Genomic DNA, 16,498 nt, shown 5'->3' on the forward strand with positions numbered 1-16,498 from the left:
CGACACCATGCGCCTGCCCCGCCTTCTCCTGACCGCCACCCCGCCCCACCGGCAGCCCGCCGGTGCGCGGCGCTGAGGCGCGCGCCACCGTGGCAATTGACTGGATCGGCCTGGCCGGCCCCACGGCTTGCGGCAAGACCGCAGCCGCGCTGGCCATCGCGGCGCGGCGGCCGGTGGAGATCGTCAGCGTCGACTCGGCCCTGGTCTACCGTGGCATGGACATCGGCACCGCCAAGCCGCTGCCGGCCGAGCGCGCCACCGCGCCGCACCACCTGATCGACATCCTCGACCCCACCGAGGCCTACAGCGCGGCACGCTTCGTGGCCGACGCCACGCGCCTGGTGGCCGAGATCCGCGCGCGCGGCGCGCTGGCGCTGCTCGTGGGCGGCACCATGCTGTACTTCAAGGCGCTCATCGACGGGCTGGACGCGATGCCGCCGGCCGATGCCGCGCTGCGCGCGACCCTGGAGGCCGAGGCCGCCGGGCGCGGCTGGCCCGCCATGCATGCCGAGCTGGCCCGGCACGACCCGGTGACTGCGGCACGGCTGGCGCCAAACGACGCCCAGCGCATCCAGCGTGCACTGGAGGTCTGGCGGCTGACGGGCCGGCCGCTGTCGTCGCTGCACAGCGGGCGCAGCGAGAAGGCCGAGGCACGCCACCGCCTCGTCGCGCTGGAGCCCCGCGAGCGCGGCTGGCTGCATGCGCGCATCGCCCAGCGCTTCGATGCCATGCTGGCCGGCGGCTTCATCGATGAGGTGCGCGCCCTGCGCGCGCGCGGCGACCTGCATGCCGACCTGCCGTCCATGCGCTGCGTGGGCTACCGCCAGGCCTGGCAGACGCTCGATGCCCTGCCTGCACCCGACGCCCCGCTGACGCCGGCCGCGCTGGCTGCGCTGCGCGAACAGGGCATCGCCGCCACGCGCCAGCTCGCCAAGCGCCAGATCACCTGGCTGCGCTCCATGCCGGCGCGCGAGGTCGTGCCATGCGACGCACCGGACGCGCTGGCCCAGGTGCTGGAGCGCATCGCGTGAGCGGCGCCCGCCCCCCCTTGAGCCGCACGCGTCCCCCGTGCGCGGCACGGAGCCTGGCTCCATGACGCCGGCACTTGCTGTCGACGGGCTGGCCAAGCGCTACGGCGATGCCACGGTGTTCGCCGACGTCACGCTGCGCGTGGCACCCGGCGAGTTCGTCGCCATCGTGGGCGAATCGGGCGTGGGCAAGTCCACGCTGCTCAACTGCATGGCCGGGCTGGACCAGTGGGACGCCGGCCGCGTGCTGCTGGCCGGCCAGGACCTGTCGGCGCTGGACGACGATGCCCGCGCGCTGCTGCGCCGGCAGGCGCTGGGCTTCGTGTTCCAGGCCTTCCACGTGCTGCCGCACCTGGACGTGGCGCAGAACGTGGCCCTGCCGCTGATGCTGCTGGGCCGGCATGGCGCCGGCGCGACGGATGCCGCCGTGGCCGCCATGCTGGACGCCGTGGGCCTGCAGGGCCTGGCCGCGCGGCTGCCGCAGCAGCTCAGCGGCGGCCAGCTGCAGCGCGTGGCCATCGCGCGCGCGCTGGTGCACCGCCCGGCCCTGCTGCTGGCCGACGAGCCCACGGGCAACCTGGACCCCGGCACGGCCGCGCGCGTGATGGACCTGCTGGTGGGCCAGGTGCGTGCGCACGGGGCCGCGCTGGTGCTGGTGACCCATTCCGCCGCCGCCGCCGCGCGCGCCGACCGCGTGCTGCACCTGACGGCGCAGGGCATCGCCGATGCGCAAGGCTGAGGCTTCCACCCGCGTGCTGCGCGCGCTGCTGGCCAGCTTCTCCTGGCAGGAGCTGCGCCAGCACCCCTGGCGCAACGCCGCTGCCGTCGTCGCCGTGATGCTGGGCGTGGCGCTGGCTTTCTCGGTGCACCTCATCAACGCCTCGGCGCTGGACGAGTTCGCCAGCGCCGTGCGCAGCGTCAACGGCCAGCCCGACCTGGAGCTGCGCGCCGCGCAGGGCGGCTTCGACGAGAACCTCTACGCCCGCGTGGCCACCCATCCGCAGGTGCGCCACGCCAGCCCGGTGCTGGAGCTGCAGACCCTGGCCAGCTCGACCCGCGCCGGCACCCAGCGCGTGCCGCTGCGCGTGTTGGGCCTGGACGCGCTGCGCGTGGCGGCCTTCGCGCCGCAGCTGCTGCCCGCCCCCACGCCCGGCATGGCCGGCGCGCGCGAGGCCTGGTTCGCGCCGGCCACGGTGTTCCTCAACCCCGCGGCCCAGCAGGCGCTGGGCATGGACGGCGTGCAGCTGCAGCACGGCCTGGCCTTGCTGCCGGTGCGCGTGGCCGGCACCGTCGCGGCCGGCGGCCCGCCACTGGCGGTGATGGACATCGGCGCCGCGCAGGACCTGTTCGAGCGCGTGGGCGAGATCTCGCGCATCGACGTTCAGCTCGCGCCCGGCAGTGCGCGCGAGGCCGTGCTGGCGGCGCTGGCGCTGCCCGCCAACGTGCGCGCCCAGACGCCCGGGCAGGACGCGCAGCGCGTCAGCAACCTCTCGCGCGCCTACCGCGTGAACCTCACGGTGCTGGCGCTGGTCGCGCTGTTCACGGGGGCCTTCCTGGTGTTCTCGGTGCTGTCGCTGTCGGTGGCCCGGCGCAGCCGGCAGTTCGCACTGCTGGGCGTGCTGGGCCTGACCGGCCGCGAACGCCAGCGGCTGGTGCTGGCCGAGTCCGCAGTGCTTGGGCTGGCCGGCAGCCTGGCCGGGCTGGCGCTGGGCACCGCGCTGGCGGCCGCGGCCTTGCGCCTGCTGGGCGGCGACCTGGGCGGGGGCTATTTCAACGAGGCGGCACCGCCACTGCAATGGAGCGCGGCAGCGGCCGCCGTATACGGCGCGCTGGGCATCGCCGCCACGCTGGCCGGCGGCTGGTGGCCGGCGCGGGCAGCGCAAAGCCTGCCACCGGCCCAGGCGCTCAAGGGCCTGGGCTACGCACCGGCCGGCCGGCGGCGGCATCTGTGGAGCCTGGCGCTGCTGGGGTTGGGTGTGCTGCTGGCGCTGGCTCCGCCGGTGGGCGGGCTGGCGCTCGGCGCCTATGTCTCGGTCGCCTTGCTGCTGGTCGGCGGCATCACCGCGCTGCCGCTGCTGATCCAGGTCCTGTACGACCGGCTGCAGCCGCACGTGGCCGGCCGGCTGCTGCCGCTGCTGGCCGTGGAGCGCGCGCGGCGCGTGCGCGAGAGCGCGGCCGTGGCCGTCAGCGGCGTGGTGGCGGCGCTCAGCCTGGCTGTGGCGCTGACGGTGATGGTGGCAAGCTTCCGCGAATCCATGATCGGCTGGCTCGACCAAGTGCTGCCGGCCGACCTGTACCTGCGGCCCGCCGTGTCGGCCGGCGACGCGCTGTTCTTCTCCCCCGAGACCGTGGCCGCGGTGGCCGCCAGCGACGGCGTGGCCCGCGTGGCCACCACGCGCCAGCGCGCGGTGCAGTTGAGCCCGGAGCGGCCGGCCGTGCAGCTGCTGGCCCGCGCCATCGGCGATCCGGCCAGCAGCCTGCCGTTGGTGGGTGCGCCGCTGCCGGTACCGGCCGGCATGCTGGGCGTGTATGTCAGCGAGCCCATGGTCGACCTGTACGGCGCCGCACCGGGCAGCCGGCTGGACACGCTGGCCGCCACGGCGTTCCCGCAGGCCACGCCGCCGCCCGCGCTGTTCGTGGCCGGCGTCTGGCGCGACTACGTGCGCCAGTTCGGCGCGGTGGCGCTGCCGCTGCAGGACTACCAGCGGCTCTCGGGCGACCGGCGCATCAACGACATCGCGCTGTGGCTGGCGCCCGGCACCGACGCCGGCGCCCTGCAGCAGCGGCTGCGCGCGCTGGTCGAGGCGCAGGCGCCGGGCGCGGGCGCGCTGCTCGAGTTCACCTCGGTTGGCGCACTGCGCGCCAATTCGCTGCGCATCTTCGACCGCAGCTTCGCCGTGACCTACTGGCTGCAGGCCGTGGCGATCGCCATCGGACTGTTCGGCGTGGCGGCCAGCTTCAGCGCGCAGGTGCTGGCGCGTCGCAAGGAGTTCGGGCTGCTCGCGCACCTGGGGCTGACGCGCCGGCAGATCCTGGCCGTGGTGGCCGGCGAAGGCGCGGCCTGGACCTCGATCGGCGCCATCGCCGGCCTGGCGCTGGGCCTCGCGGTGGCGGTGGTGCTGGTGCACGTGGTCAATCCGCAGAGCTTCCACTGGACCATGGACCTGCACGCCCCCTGGGGCCGGCTGCTCGCGCTGTGCGCGGCCGTCGTCGCCGCGGGCACGCTGACGGCGTGGCTGGCAGGCCGCGCGGCGGCGGGGCGCGATGCGGTGCTGGCCGTCAAGGAGGACTGGTGAAGCCGCAGCGCGGCATGGTGCTGCGCGGCGCGCTCGCCATGGTGGCGTTCTGGCTCGCCGTCATGGCGGCGTTGTACTGGGCGATGGACCGCTGGCAGCAGCCGCGCGCGGCGCGCGTCATGGCCACGGGCGAACTGCTGATCCCCCGGCATGCCGACGGGCACTTCCGCATCGCCGGATCCATCAACGGCGAGCCCGTGGTGTTCCTCGTCGACACCGGCGCCAGCGTGGTCAGCGTCAGCGAAGCGCTGGCCCGCCGCGCGGGCCTGGAAGGCGGCGAACGCGCGAGCTTTCGCACCGCCAACGGCGTGCGCGAAGGACGCATGGTGCGTGCCGGCAGGATCGAACTGCAAGGCGGTGCGGCCGTGACGGGACTGCGCGTGGGCGTGGGCCTGCAACTGGGCGCCGACGATGCGCAGGCGCTGCTGGGCCAGAACTTCCTGCAGCACTTCGAGGTCCGCATGGACCGCGACGACATGCGGCTGCGCCCACGCAGCGAGTGAGCCTGCTCAAGCGGCTTTTGCTGTGGGAAGGAAGGGCACCGTAGGATGGTGCGGGTGGCGCGCCCTGTGCTGTGGCACCTGTGCTGGTGCGGGCGGCTGGTGGAAATCCTGGAGGAGCTACGGGGAGTCGAACCCCGCTTCTCAGAATGAAAATCTGATGTCCTAACCGATAGACGATAGCTCCGGGAAGCGCGCATGTTAACCCAAAAATAAGGCGATTTCGTCCGGCGCCATGCGAAGTTGATCAGGCACCGTGTCGAACCGTCGCACCGCCGCAGCGTGACCCGCTGAACGGGTTCTGCCGCCGTGTCAAATGCGCATCTTGCGCACCAATCGAGCGCTGCATTCGTATAGTTGTGCGCAGTAACGCCTTGAAACATCGAGGCCTGCCGGACCACTTTCCTGCAAGAGGCTTTCCATGACCGTGCCCCTGGCCAAGCTGCTCCGACTTCTCGCACTCCTGGCGGCCTGCCTGGCACCAGGCTGGGCCGCGGCGCTGGACAAGCCCGCCGGCGACGTGGTGCTGACCGTCAGCGGCAAGGTCGGCCAGCCGAACGCCGGCCAGCGCGCGGTGTTCGACATGGCCATGCTGGAGAAGCTGCCTCAGCACAGCTTCACGACCAACACGCCCTGGCACACCGGCCCCACGCGCTTCACCGGCCCCTTGCTGCGCGACGTGCTGGCCGCCGCCGGCGCCATTGGCAGCAAGCTCGTGGCCGTGGCGCTGAACGACTACAAGACCGACATCCCGTTCAGCGATGCCAGCCGCTACGACGTGATCGTGGCCCGTCTGCTCAACGACAAGCCCATGCCGGTGCGCGAGAAGGGCCCGCTGTTCATCGTCTACCCCTTCGACAGCAAGGCCGAGCTCAAGGCCGAGACCTTCTACAACCGCTCGGCCTGGCAACTGAACCAGTTGCAGGTGCAGTGAACCCGCCCAACGCCACAGCGACGGCCGGGCGCCGCCCGGTCCCTCCCGATTCCGCATGCCGCGCAGCCAACGCCTCCTGCGCCTGCTGATCGCCAGCCTGGTGCTGGCCTACATCGCCATCGGCGTGCTGCAGTACCGGCAATACCGCGCGCTGGACGATGTCATGCGCCGGGGCGATATCAACGCGCTGTGGACCTTCGCCCAGCTCAATGTCGAGTATGAGCGGCTGGACCATGCCTTGAATGGCCACCTGCTGGACGCCGAGGCCATGCCGCGCAGCCAGCTGCAGCTGCGATACGACGTGTTCATCAGCCGCGTCGGCTCCATCGAGAGCGGCACCGCCTACCAGCTGATGCGCGGGGACGCGAGCTACGAGCAGGGCACCAAGGACCTGCGCAGCTTCATCGCCGCCGGCGACAAGGTGCTGGGCCCCGACGCCGCCGCGCACCAGCCCCGCGCGGCACTGCAGGCGCTGCGCGCGCAGTACCAGGCCATCCGCCCGTCGGTGCGCGACATGTCGCTGGCCGCCACCCAGTCCTCGGGCGAGCTGACCGACCAGCGCAACGGCGAGGTGCAGAGCCAGACCCTGCAGACCGGCGTCCTCACCGCGTTCCAGTGCGTGCTGACGCTGCTGCTGGCCGGCGCGATGGCGCGGCAGTTCGCGGCCCGCCAGCGCGCCAGCGCCGAGGCCCTGGCCGCACAGGGCGAACTGGTGGACTCGCTCAAGCGCAGCGAGGAGGCGCTGGAGATGCGCGTGCAGGAGCGCACGGCCGCGCTCGGCCAGGCCAACGACAGCCTGCGTGCGCAAGAGGCCGCGCTGCGCCAGGCCCAGGCGCGCGCCGAGCAAGCCTCGCAGATGAAGTCGGACTTTCTGGCCAACATGAGCCACGAGATCCGCACGCCGCTGAACGCCGTGATCGGCATGAGCCACCTGATGCTGCGCACCGAGCTCACGGCGCGCCAGCGCGACTACGTGCGCAAGACCCAGCGTTCGGGCCAGCACCTGCTGGACCTCATCAACGACATCCTGGACTTCAGCAAGATCGAGGCCGGCAAGCTGGAGGTGGAAAGCGTCGACTTCGACCTGCAGAGCGTGCTCGACGGCGTGGCCGACCTGGTCGGCGAGAAGGCCACCGCCAAGGGCCTGGAGCTGGTGTTCGACACCGAGGGCGTGCTGCTGCCGCGCCGCCTGCGCGGCGACCCGCTGCGCCTGGGCCAGATCCTCATCAACTACGCCAGCAACGCCGTGAAGTTCACCGAACACGGCGAGATCGTGGTGCGGGTGCGCCACCAGCTGCTGGCCGACGGCGCCGTGCTGCTGCGCGCAGAGGTGCGGGACACCGGCATCGGCATGAGCGCCGAGCAGAGCGCGCGGCTGTTCCAGTCGTTCCACCAGGCCGACAGCTCCACCACGCGCAAGCACGGCGGCACCGGGCTGGGCCTGGCGATTTCCAAGCGGCTGGCCGAGCTCATGGGCGGCGAGGTCGGCGTGGACAGCCGCGAGGGCCACGGCAGCACCTTCTGGTTCACCGCACGCCTGCTGCCCGGCCAGCAGGCCGACGCGCCGCGGCTGCCGGCCCCGGACCTGCGCGGGCGCCACGTGCTGGTGGTGGACGACAGCCCGTCCGCGCGCGAGATCCTGGGCACCATGCTCGCGCAGATGCACTGCAGCGTGGCGCTGGCTGCGGGCGGCGCCGAGGCGCTGGCCATGGCGCACGCCGCACAGCAGGCCGGCCGGCCGTTCGAGGTGGCCTTCCTCGACTGGCGCATGCCGGACATGGACGGCATCGCGCTGGCCGGCAAGCTGGCCCTGCTGCCATCGCCGCCCGCCCCCGTGATCGTGACGGCGCACGGCCGCGAGGAGGTGCTGCAGGACGCACAGCGCGCGGGCGTGGAGCTGCTGCTGGTCAAGCCGGTCAATCCCTCGCTGCTGTTCGAGACCGCGATGCGCGCGCTGTCGGTGGCCATGCCGGCCGCCGCACCCGTACCGCGCGCGGCCCTGCAGGCCGACGCACCGCACCTGGCGCGCCTGCGCGGCGCGCTGGTGCTGCTGGTGGACGACAACGACCTCAACCGCCAGATCGGCACCGAGCTGCTGCAAGCCGTGGGCATCCAGGTCGAGGTGGCCGAGGACGGCCAGCAGGCCCTGGACCGGCTTGCCGCCAAGGCCTACGACTTGGTGCTGATGGACATGCAGATGCCGGTCATGGACGGGCTGCAAGCGACACGCGCGATCCGCCAGCAAGCGCGCTGGCAAGCGCTGCCGGTGCTGGCGATGACGGCCAATGCCATGGCCATCGACCGCCAGCGCTGCCTGGACGCCGGCATGAACGGCCACATCGCCAAGCCGATCGACCCGGACGAGCTGTATGCCCAGCTGCTGCAGTGGCTGCCCGGGGGCACGCGCGCCGCGCCACCTGGCCCGGTCGCACCCGCTGCGCCCACCGCGCCCCCCGCCCCCGAGCCGCCGCAGGACGCCGCACCGGCCACCGACGACGCGCTGCTGCGCATCCCCGGCCTGGACGCCGCCGCCGGCCTGCGCCGCGTACTGCAGCAGCGCAGCACCTACGAGGGCCTGTTGCAACGCTTCGCCGATGGCCAGGCCCAGGCCGTCGCCGCGGCGCGCGCCGCACTGGCGGCGGGCGACCGCCCGCAGGCGCAGCGCCTGCTGCACACGCTCAAGGGAACGGCGGCCACCATCGGTGCCGGCCCCCTGGCGCAGGCCGCACAGGCCGCCGAGACCATGCTGGGCCAGCCGCCGCAGGATGCGGCCGCGCAAGATCGCCTGCTGGCCGCCTGCGAGGCGCTCTGCGGCCCGCTGGTGGACGCGCTGCGCCAGGTGCTGGCTGCGACCGCGACGACGCCTGCCACGGCGGCGCAACCCACGGCCCAGGCGGTCGACTGGACCACCGTGCGCCCGGTGGCCGAACGGCTGCAGGCCCTGCTGGAACAGGACGATGCCGATGCCATGGACCTGTTCCAGCGCAACGCCGCCATGCTGCGCCCGGCGCTGGCCGGACACCACGACGGCATCGCCCGCGCGATCGGGGATTTCGACTTCGGCCGCGCCGCGCAGCTGCTGCGCGATGCGCTGCCCGCCGCCGTGCGGACCTAGGCCGGCAACGCCAGCGCGGCCGCCACCTCGGGCGGTGCCTGCACGAGTTCGATCAGCACGCCCTCGCCCGCGATCGGGAAGGCCTCGTTGGCCTTGGGGTGCAAAAAGCAGATGTCGTAGCCGGCCGCGCCCTTGCGGATGCCGCCGGGCGCAAAGCGCACGCCCTGCGCGGTGAGCCACTCCACGGCCTTGGGCAGGTCGTCGATCCACAGGCCCACATGGTTCAGCGGCGTGGTGTGCACGGCCGGCTTCTTCTCGGGGTCCAGCGGCTGCATGAGGTCGACCTCGACCTTGTAGGGCCCGCTGCCGATGGCGCAGATGTCCTCGTCCACGTTCTCGCTCTCGCTGCGGAAGTTGCCCGTGACCGTGAGGCCCAGCATCTCGACCCACAGCTTTTGCAGCCGCTGCTTGTCGGGGCCGCCGATGGCGATCTGCTGGATGCCCAGCACGCGGAAGGGGCGTTGGTTCGTGCTCATGTGTGTTCGTCCTGTTCGATGGAAATGGAGCGGGTGGCGTAGCCCAGCTTGTCCAGCAGCCGGCGGTCGGCATCCGCATCGGGGTTGCCGGTCACGAGCAGCTTGTCGCCGTAGAAGATGGAGTTGGCGCCCGCCAGGAAGCACAGCGCCTGCACCGGCTCGCCCAGCTGCTGGCGGCCGGCCGACAGGCGCACGCGCGCGGTCGGCATTGTGATGCGCGCGACCGCGATCACGCGCACGAAGTCCAGCGGATCGATGGGCGGCGCATCGGCCAGCGGCGTGCCGGGCACGCGCACCAGGCTGTTGATGGGCACCGACTCAGGGTACGGGTCGAGGTTGGCCAACTGCGCGATCAGGCCGGCGCGGTGCACGGGCGTCTCGCCCATCCCCACGATGCCGCCGCAGCACACTTTGACGCCGGCCGCGCGCACATGGGCCAGCGTGTCGAGCCGGTCCTGGTAGCTGCGCGTGTCGACGACGTCGGCGTAGTACTCGGGCGCGGTGTCCAGGTTGTGGTTGTAGTAATCCAATCCCGCGTCGCGCAGGGCCACGGCCTGGTGCTTCTCCAGCATGCCCAGCGTGGCGCAGGACTGCAGGCCCAGGTCCTTCACGGTGCGCACGAGTTCGGCCACCTTCTCGATGTCGCGGTCCTTGGGCGCGCGCCAGGCCGCGCCCATGCAAAAGCGCGTGGCGCCCGCGTCCTTGGCGGCCTGGGCCGCGTGGCGGACCTGGTCGACCGACATGAGCTTTTGCGCCTGCACGCCCGTGTCGAACTCGGCCGATTGCGGGCAGTAGCCGCAGTTCTCGGGGCAGCCGCCGGTCTTGACCGACAGCAGCGTGGCCAATTCGATGTCGCCCGCCGGCCAGTGCGCGCGGTGCACGGTCTGCGCGCGGAACAGCAGCTCGTCGAACGGCAGCTCCAGCAGGGCCTGCACGTCCTCCACGCGCCAGCGCTGCGGCGCCGCGGGTGCCGGCCGGCGCAGCGGCGCGAAATGCAGGGGCTGCGCGTGCGCGACCGGGGCGGGTGGGGTCAACAGGGATTCTTGAGGCATCGCGTCCTTCCTGGGTTCAACGGATCTGCGGCGATTGTGGGAGGCCCCCGCTGCGTCTGGAAAGCTTCCCGCCGCAGAAAGTCGGCCCCTTTTTCGCGTTGCCAACTTCGCCCAAATCCACGCGTGCAATGGCCGACGATGCGCGGCGTTGCACCCACGTTCGCAGAACTTGGGCAAGGCCATTTCGGCACTGCGCCAAGACCGGCCGATCTGCGCCGAACGTGCGGCGAACCGCTCCAAAACCGCGGCCCGGGCTGCCGGACGATGGGCGCACTTGCAATGCGCCCACCGGCCCGGCCTCAGGCGAACTCGACGATGGGCTGGTCCACCGCCAGGCTCTCACCCTTGGCGGCCAGCACCTTGCCGACCACGCCATCGGCAGCGGCGAACAGCACGTTCTCCATCTTCATGGCCTCGATCACGGCCACGCGCTCGCCGGCCTGCACCTTCTGGCCAGGCTGCACGGCCACCTCGACCAGCAGGCCCGGCATCGGCGAGAGCACGAAGCGGCTCATGTCCGGCGGCGCCTTGTAGGGCATCAACGTGAACAGCTCGGCCGCGCGCGGGGACAGTACCAGCGCATCGAGCTGGGTGCCGTTGTGCTGCACGCGGATCGCCAGCGGGTTCTTGGGGATGCCGCGCTCCACCTGGGCGCTGAAGGGCTGGCCGTTGCTGGTGCCCGCCAGCCGGATCGCGCCGAGCCGGCCGTCGCTGGCCAGCGCATAACTGCGCGAGCCCACCTCCACGGTGCTGCTGCCGGTCTGGCCCTGGTAGCTGGTCACGCGCACGGGCGTGGCCTTGTGGTGGCCGTCCGCGCCCAGCGCCACGACCACGAAGTCCTGGCCGACCTTGAGGCCGTGGCCGGCCATCTGGCCGCTGATGCCGCTGGCGCGGCCCAGGTAGCGCCGCTTGGCGAAGGCGGCCAGCGCGAGCAGGAACTCGGGTTCGTCGTGCGGCACGTCCTCGGCATGGAAGCCATGGCCGTAGTGCTCGGCGATGAAGCCCGTGTTGAAGTCGCCGGCGACGAACTTGGGATGCGCCAGCAGCGCCGCCTGGAACGGGATGTTGCTGCTGATGCCGCGGATGATGAAGCCGTTCAGCGCCTCGCGCATCTTGGCGATCGCCTCGTTGCGGTCGCGCCCGTGCACGATGAGCTTGGCGATCATCGAGTCGTAGTACATCGGGATCTCGCCGCCGTCCTGCACGCCGGTGTCCACGCGCACGCCTTGCAGGTGCTCGGTGTCGGCCGAGAACATGGTCTCCTGGGGCGGCGCGAAGCGCACCAGCCGGCCGGTGGACGGCAGGAAGTTGCGGAACGGGTCCTCGGCGTTGATGCGGCACTCGATGGCCCAGCCGTCGCGCTTCACATCGGCCTGCGCCAGCGGCAGCTTCTCGCCGGCCGCCACGCGGATCATGAGTTCCACGAGGTCCAGGCCGGTGATGCACTCGGTCACCGGGTGCTCCACCTGCAGCCGCGTGTTCATCTCCAGGAAGTAGAAGTCCTGGTTCTTGCCGACCACGAACTCCACCGTGCCAGCGCTCTGGTACTTCACAGCCTTGGCCAGTTGCACGGCCTGCTCGCCCATGGCCTTGCGCGTGGCATCCGAGATGAAAGGCGACGGCGCCTCCTCGATGACCTTCTGGTGGCGGCGCTGGATCGAGCATTCGCGCTCGTTCAGGTAGATCACGTTGCCGTGGGCATCGCCCAGCACCTGGATCTCGATGTGGCGCGGCTGCTCGACGAACTTCTCGATGAAGATGCGGTCGTCGCCGAAGCTGTTGCGGGCCTCGTTCTGGCAGGCCGTGAAGCCCTCCAGCGCCTCCTTGTCGTTGAAGGCCACGCGCAGGCCCTTGCCACCACCGCCGGCGCTGGCCTTGATCATGACCGGATAGCCGATGTCCTTGGCGATCTGCACGGCGCGCTCGGCCGATTCGATGGCGTTGTTCCAGCCCGGGATGGTGTTGACCTTCGCCTCGTTGGCCAGCTTCTTGGAGGCGATCTTGTCGCCCATGGCCGCGATGGAGTAGTGCTTGGGGCCGATGAAGGCGATGCCCTCTTCTTCCACGCGCTTGGCGAAGGCCTCGTTCTCCGACAGGAAGCCGTAGCCCGGGTGCACGGCCTCGGCGCCGGTCTGCTTGCAGGCGGCGATGATCTTGTCGGCCAGCAGGTAGCTCTCGCGCGAGGGCGCAGGCCCCAGGCGCACGGCTTCGTCGGCCAGCTCGACGTGGCGCGCATCCTTGTCGGCGTCGGAGTAGACGGCGACGGTCTTGATGCCCATCTTCTTGGCCGTCTTGATGACGCGGCAGGCGATCTCGCCGCGGTTCGCAATCAGGATCTTCTTGAACATGCGGGTTCCTCTTTGGTGTTCGTTGTCTTCAAGCAGGCACGTCAGGGGGTCTGGCCGTCCTGCAGCGCGGTGGGCAGGCGCAGCCAGTCGCTGCAGCGCGGCTGGGCGCAGGCTTCGCTGCCGACCAGCTGCAGCTGCGCCGCGCCCTTGAAGGCGTCATCGGTGGTCACGCGGCCCAGCACGCGCACGGCCAGCACGCGCATGCCGGCGGCCCACTGGGCCACGCCATCGCCATCGAGCACCGCACGCGCATAGCCCCAGTCGGGGCCACGCAGTTGCAGCAGGGCGCGCGTGGGGCTGACCACCTCGTCCAGCTGCGCCATCGTCACCACCACGCGCCCGGCGTGGCGGAACGGGTTCTGGGCGATGTCGCCCAGGCTGGCCCAGGCCTCGGCCTGGTGCGCCTGGAAGAAGCCGCGCAGGCGCTGCTGGGTGGCCTGGCGTTCGGCCTGGTCCTGCGTGCGCTGCTCCTGCTGGCGTTGCTGCGAGGCGGCCTGGTTGCTGTAGCGCGCCAGCGGTGTGCCGGCGGCCAGCGGCACCGAGGCATCGGCCAGCACGCCGCTGGCGTTGCCCCAGCGGTCGGCCTGCAGCTCGGCCGTGGGCACGGCGCGCACGCTCAGGTGCGTGCGCTCCCCGCCGGGCCGGCCGGGCTCACGCAGGCTGTCGCCGCAGCGCTGCTTGAGCTTGTCGGCGGCCGCGAGCAGCAGGGCCTGGGCCACGGTGTCGGACTGCAGCGCGTTCGCCGGGGCGTTGACCACCCACAGCGTGCGGGGCTTGCAGGGGTCGGGGTAATTGGTCAGGTCGGCCGCGGCCTCCACCTGCAGGCGCGGTGCGGGCACGCCCTCCTGCGCGGGCAACGGGCCCAGGTCGAACAGCGCGTTTTCTTCGCCCCACGCGCGCGCGCTGAGCCCCTTGGCGGGTGCCGGCAGGTAGACGCCTGCACTGAACGCGCCCTCCCACACCACGCGGTTCTGCGGCGACAGGCGCAGCGTCCAGACCGCGCGCCCCGCGCCTTCGGCGAGCCCGGCCTTGCAGGCACCGCTGTAGGCGAACTGGTAGTCGCTGCTCGCCAGATAGCGCGGCGCCACCACGGCACAGCCGCTGCCGGGGTCCTTGTGCTGCGCAGCCTGGGCCGACGCCGCCAACCACAGGCCGGCCAGCGCCAGGCTCCATTTCAGAGCGGAATGTTGCCGTGCTTGCGCCACGGGTTCTCCAGCTTCTTGTCCTTGAGCATCGTGAGCGAGCGGCAGATGCGCTTGCGCGTCTCGTGCGGCAGGATCACGTCGTCGATGAAGCCACGCGCGCTGGCCACGAAGGGGTTGGCGAAGCGGGCCTTGTACTCGGCCTCGCGCGCGGCCAGCTTCACGGGGTCGCTCTTGTCTTCGCGGAAGATGATCTCCACCGCGCCCTTGGCGCCCATCACCGCGATCTCGGCGTTGGGCCAGGCGAAGTTCACGTCGCCGCGCAGGTGCTTGGAGCTCATCACATCGTAGGCGCCGCCGTAGGCCTTGCGCGTGATGACGGTGATCTTGGGCACCGTGCACTCGGCATACGCGTAGAGCAGCTTGGCGCCGTGCTTGATGATGCCGCCGTACTCCTGGCTGGTGCCGGGCATGAAGCCGGGCACGTCGACGAAGGTGACGACGGGGATGTTGAAGGCGTCGCAGAAGCGCACGAAGCGCGCAGCCTTGATGGAGCTCTTGATGTCCAGGCAGCCGGCCAGCACCAGCGGCTGGTTGGCCACGATGCCGACCGTCTGGCCTTCCATGCGCGCAAAGCCGACCACGATGTTCTTGGCGTACTCGGGCTGGATCTCGAAGAAGTCGCCGTCGTCCACGGTCTTCGTGATCAGCTCCTTCATGTCGTAGGGCTTGTTCGGGTTCTCGGGAACCAGCGTGTCCAGGCTCAGGTCCTGGCGGTCGGCCGGGTCGTTGCTGGGCCGCACGGGCGGCTTCTCGCGGTTGTTGAGCGGCAGGTAGTTGTACAGGCGGCGCAGCATCATGAGCGCCTCCACGTCGTTCTCGAAGGCCAGGTCGGCCACGCCCGAGCGCGTGGTGTGCGTGATGCCGCCGCCCAGTTCCTCGGCCGTGACCTCTTCGTGCGTGACGGTCTTCACCACCTCGGGGCCGGTCACGAACATGTAGCTCGAGTCCTTGACCATGAAGATGAAGTCGGTCATGGCTGGCGAGTACACGGCGCCGCCGGCGCAGGGGCCCATGATCATGCTGATCTGCGGCACCACGCCCGAGGCCATCACGTTGCGCTGGAACACGTCGGCATACCCGCCGAGCGAGGCCACGCCTTCCTGGATGCGGGCGCCGCCCGAATCGTTGAGGCCGATGACCGGGGCGCCGACCTTCATGGCCTGGTCCATCACCTTGCAGATCTTCTCGGCATGGGCCTCGGACAGCGCGCCGCCGAACACGGTGAAATCCTGGCTGAACACGAACACCAGCCGGCCGCTGATCATCCCGTAGCCCGTGACCACGCCGTCGCCCGGGATCTTGTTGTCGGCCATGCCGAAGTCCACCGAGCGGTGCTCGACGAACATGTCCCACTCTTCGAAGGTGCCATCGTCCAGCAGCAGCTCGATGCGTTCGCGCGCGGTCAGTTTGCCCTTCTTGTGCTGGGCGTCGATGCGCTTTTGCCCACCACCCAGGTGCGCCTGCGCGCGCTTCTTTTCCAGTTGTTCCAGGATGTCCTGCATGTCACTCCTCTAGCGGTTGTGTCTCTTCAAATCGGTACCGATGCGCTGGCCAGCAATTGGCGCGCGGCGGTGGATGCGGCGATGCGGCCTTCGGTGACGGCCTGCACCATGGCGGGCAGTTGCCCGCGCACGGCGGGGTGGGCGCGAAAGGCCTGCTTGAGGCCGGTCTCGATGCGTTCCCACATCCAGGCCAGGGCCTGCTTCTGGCGACGTGTTTCCAGCCGGCCGTTGGCGGTTTGCAGCGTGCGGAAGTGTTCGACCTTCTCCCAGAAGCGGTCGACGCCCTCGTTGCGCAGGGCACTCAGCTGCATGGCGCGCGGGCGCCACAGGCTTTCGTCGTGGAGCGAATGGCCGGCGTTGCCGTGCATGCCCAGCAGCCGCAGCGACGAGGTGATCTGCGCCTGCGCGCGCGTGGCGGCGTCGGGGTCGATGTCGGCCTTGTTGATGACCACGAGGTCGGCGATCTCCATCACGCCCTTCTTGATGGCCTGCAGTTCGTCGCCCGCGTTGGGCAGCTGCAGCAGCACGAACATGTCGGTCATGCCGGCCACGGCCGTCTCGCTCTGGCCCACGCCCACGGTCTCGACGATGACCACGTCGTAGCCCGCGGCCTCGCAGACCAGCATGGCCTCGCGCGTCTTCTCGGCCACGCCGCCCAGCGTGCCCGACGAGGGGCTGGGCCGGATGTAGGCGCGCTCGTGCACGGAGAGATGTTCCATGCGCGTCTTGTCGCCCAGGATGGAGCCGCCCGAGACGGTGGACGAAGGGTCGATGGTCAGCACCGCGACGCGGTGGCCTTTGGCGATCAGGTACAGGCCCAGGGCCTCGATGAAGGTGCTCTTGCCGACGCCCGGCACGCCCGAGATGCCCAGGCGGAAGGCGCGGCCCGTGTGCGGCAACAGCGCGGTCAGCAGATCGTCGGCCTGCGCGCGGTGGTCGGCACGGGTCGATTCCAGCAGCGTGATGGCCTTGGCGATGGCGCGGCGCTGGGCGGTGCCTTCGCCGCGCAGCAGCGGTTCGGCCCAGGGGATGGCAGGCATGT

At 71.2% G+C, this 16,498-nt stretch carries 12 protein-coding genes and 1 tRNA gene; 6 read left to right on the forward strand and 7 right to left on the reverse strand.

All coding sequences use genetic code 11. The features are described from left to right. Window positions 1-89: 89 nt before the first annotated feature. From miaA to ASF44_RS01470, 4 genes are all read left to right on the forward strand, one after another. Entirely contained in the window at window positions 90-1,031 is a 942-nt protein-coding gene (miaA, locus tag ASF44_RS01455; protein WP_082524539.1) for a tRNA (adenosine(37)-N6)-dimethylallyltransferase MiaA, read from the forward strand. 61 nt (window positions 1,032-1,092) lie between these two features. Then, window positions 1,093-1,767, forward strand: coding sequence for an ABC transporter ATP-binding protein (locus ASF44_RS01460; protein WP_056898143.1), 675 nt, complete (start codon window positions 1,093-1,095; stop codon window positions 1,765-1,767). Then, complete coding sequence (locus tag ASF44_RS01465) at window positions 1,754-4,324, forward strand: ABC transporter permease (RefSeq protein ID WP_056897395.1); 2,571 nt, start codon at window positions 1,754-1,756, stop codon at window positions 4,322-4,324. The genes ASF44_RS01460 and ASF44_RS01465 overlap by 14 nt, the downstream gene beginning before the upstream one ends. After that, entirely contained in the window at window positions 4,321-4,827 is a 507-nt protein-coding gene (locus ASF44_RS01470) for a TIGR02281 family clan AA aspartic protease (RefSeq protein WP_235579094.1), read from the forward strand. The genes ASF44_RS01465 and ASF44_RS01470 overlap by 4 nt, the downstream gene beginning before the upstream one ends. A 109-nt stretch (window positions 4,828-4,936) precedes the next feature. Here ASF44_RS01470 and ASF44_RS01475 read toward each other — a convergent pair. Then, a tRNA-Glu gene (locus ASF44_RS01475) sits at window positions 4,937-5,011 on the reverse strand. Between the two features lie 234 nt (window positions 5,012-5,245). Between ASF44_RS01475 and ASF44_RS01480 the strand changes: the two genes are divergently transcribed. Together ASF44_RS01480 and ASF44_RS01485 are read left to right on the forward strand one after the other, a co-directional pair. Then, on the forward strand, window positions 5,246-5,758 hold the full coding sequence (locus ASF44_RS01480; RefSeq protein ID WP_056897396.1) for a molybdopterin-dependent oxidoreductase: 513 nt from the start codon (window positions 5,246-5,248) through the stop codon (window positions 5,756-5,758). Window positions 5,759-5,813: 55 nt separating this feature from the next. Beyond that, window positions 5,814-8,873 (forward strand): response regulator, encoded by a 3,060-nt coding sequence (locus ASF44_RS01485; RefSeq protein ID WP_056897397.1) that lies wholly within the window; start codon window positions 5,814-5,816, stop codon window positions 8,871-8,873. Here ASF44_RS01485 and ASF44_RS01490 read toward each other — a convergent pair. From ASF44_RS01490 to meaB, 6 genes are all read right to left on the reverse strand, one after another. Beyond that, the gene (locus ASF44_RS01490) at window positions 8,870-9,349 is read right to left on the reverse strand and encodes a VOC family protein (RefSeq protein ID WP_056897398.1); all 480 of its coding nucleotides are present in this window, start codon (window positions 9,347-9,349) and stop codon (window positions 8,870-8,872) included. The genes ASF44_RS01485 and ASF44_RS01490 overlap by 4 nt on opposite strands. Then, window positions 9,346-10,401: a biotin synthase BioB gene (gene bioB / locus ASF44_RS01495; protein WP_056897399.1), complete on the reverse strand. Its 1,056-nt coding sequence runs from the start codon at window positions 10,399-10,401 to the stop codon at window positions 9,346-9,348. Before bioB ends, ASF44_RS01490 begins: the two co-directional genes overlap by 4 nt. A gap of 299 nt (window positions 10,402-10,700) precedes the next feature. Further along, the gene (locus tag ASF44_RS01500) at window positions 10,701-12,749 is read right to left on the reverse strand and encodes an acetyl/propionyl/methylcrotonyl-CoA carboxylase subunit alpha (RefSeq protein ID WP_056897400.1); all 2,049 of its coding nucleotides are present in this window, start codon (window positions 12,747-12,749) and stop codon (window positions 10,701-10,703) included. A 41-nt stretch (window positions 12,750-12,790) separates the two neighbouring features. Continuing rightward, on the reverse strand, window positions 12,791-13,954 hold the full coding sequence (locus ASF44_RS01505) for a hypothetical protein (protein WP_056897401.1): 1,164 nt from the start codon (window positions 13,952-13,954) through the stop codon (window positions 12,791-12,793). Continuing rightward, window positions 13,924-15,456, reverse strand: coding sequence for an acyl-CoA carboxylase subunit beta (locus ASF44_RS01510; protein ID WP_056897402.1), 1,533 nt, complete (start codon window positions 15,454-15,456; stop codon window positions 13,924-13,926). Before ASF44_RS01510 ends, ASF44_RS01505 begins: the two co-directional genes overlap by 31 nt. 26 nt (window positions 15,457-15,482) lie before the next feature. Then, window positions 15,483-16,496 carry a methylmalonyl Co-A mutase-associated GTPase MeaB gene (gene meaB / locus ASF44_RS01515; RefSeq protein ID WP_056897403.1) on the reverse strand — a complete coding sequence of 338 codons (1,014 nt, stop codon included), beginning with the start codon at window positions 16,494-16,496 and terminating at the stop codon, window positions 15,483-15,485. Window positions 16,497-16,498: the final 2 nt, after the last annotated feature.

It is taken from the genome of Pseudorhodoferax sp. Leaf274, from assembly GCF_001422445.1.
Classification (GTDB): Bacteria; Pseudomonadota; Gammaproteobacteria; order Burkholderiales; family Burkholderiaceae_C; genus Pseudorhodoferax.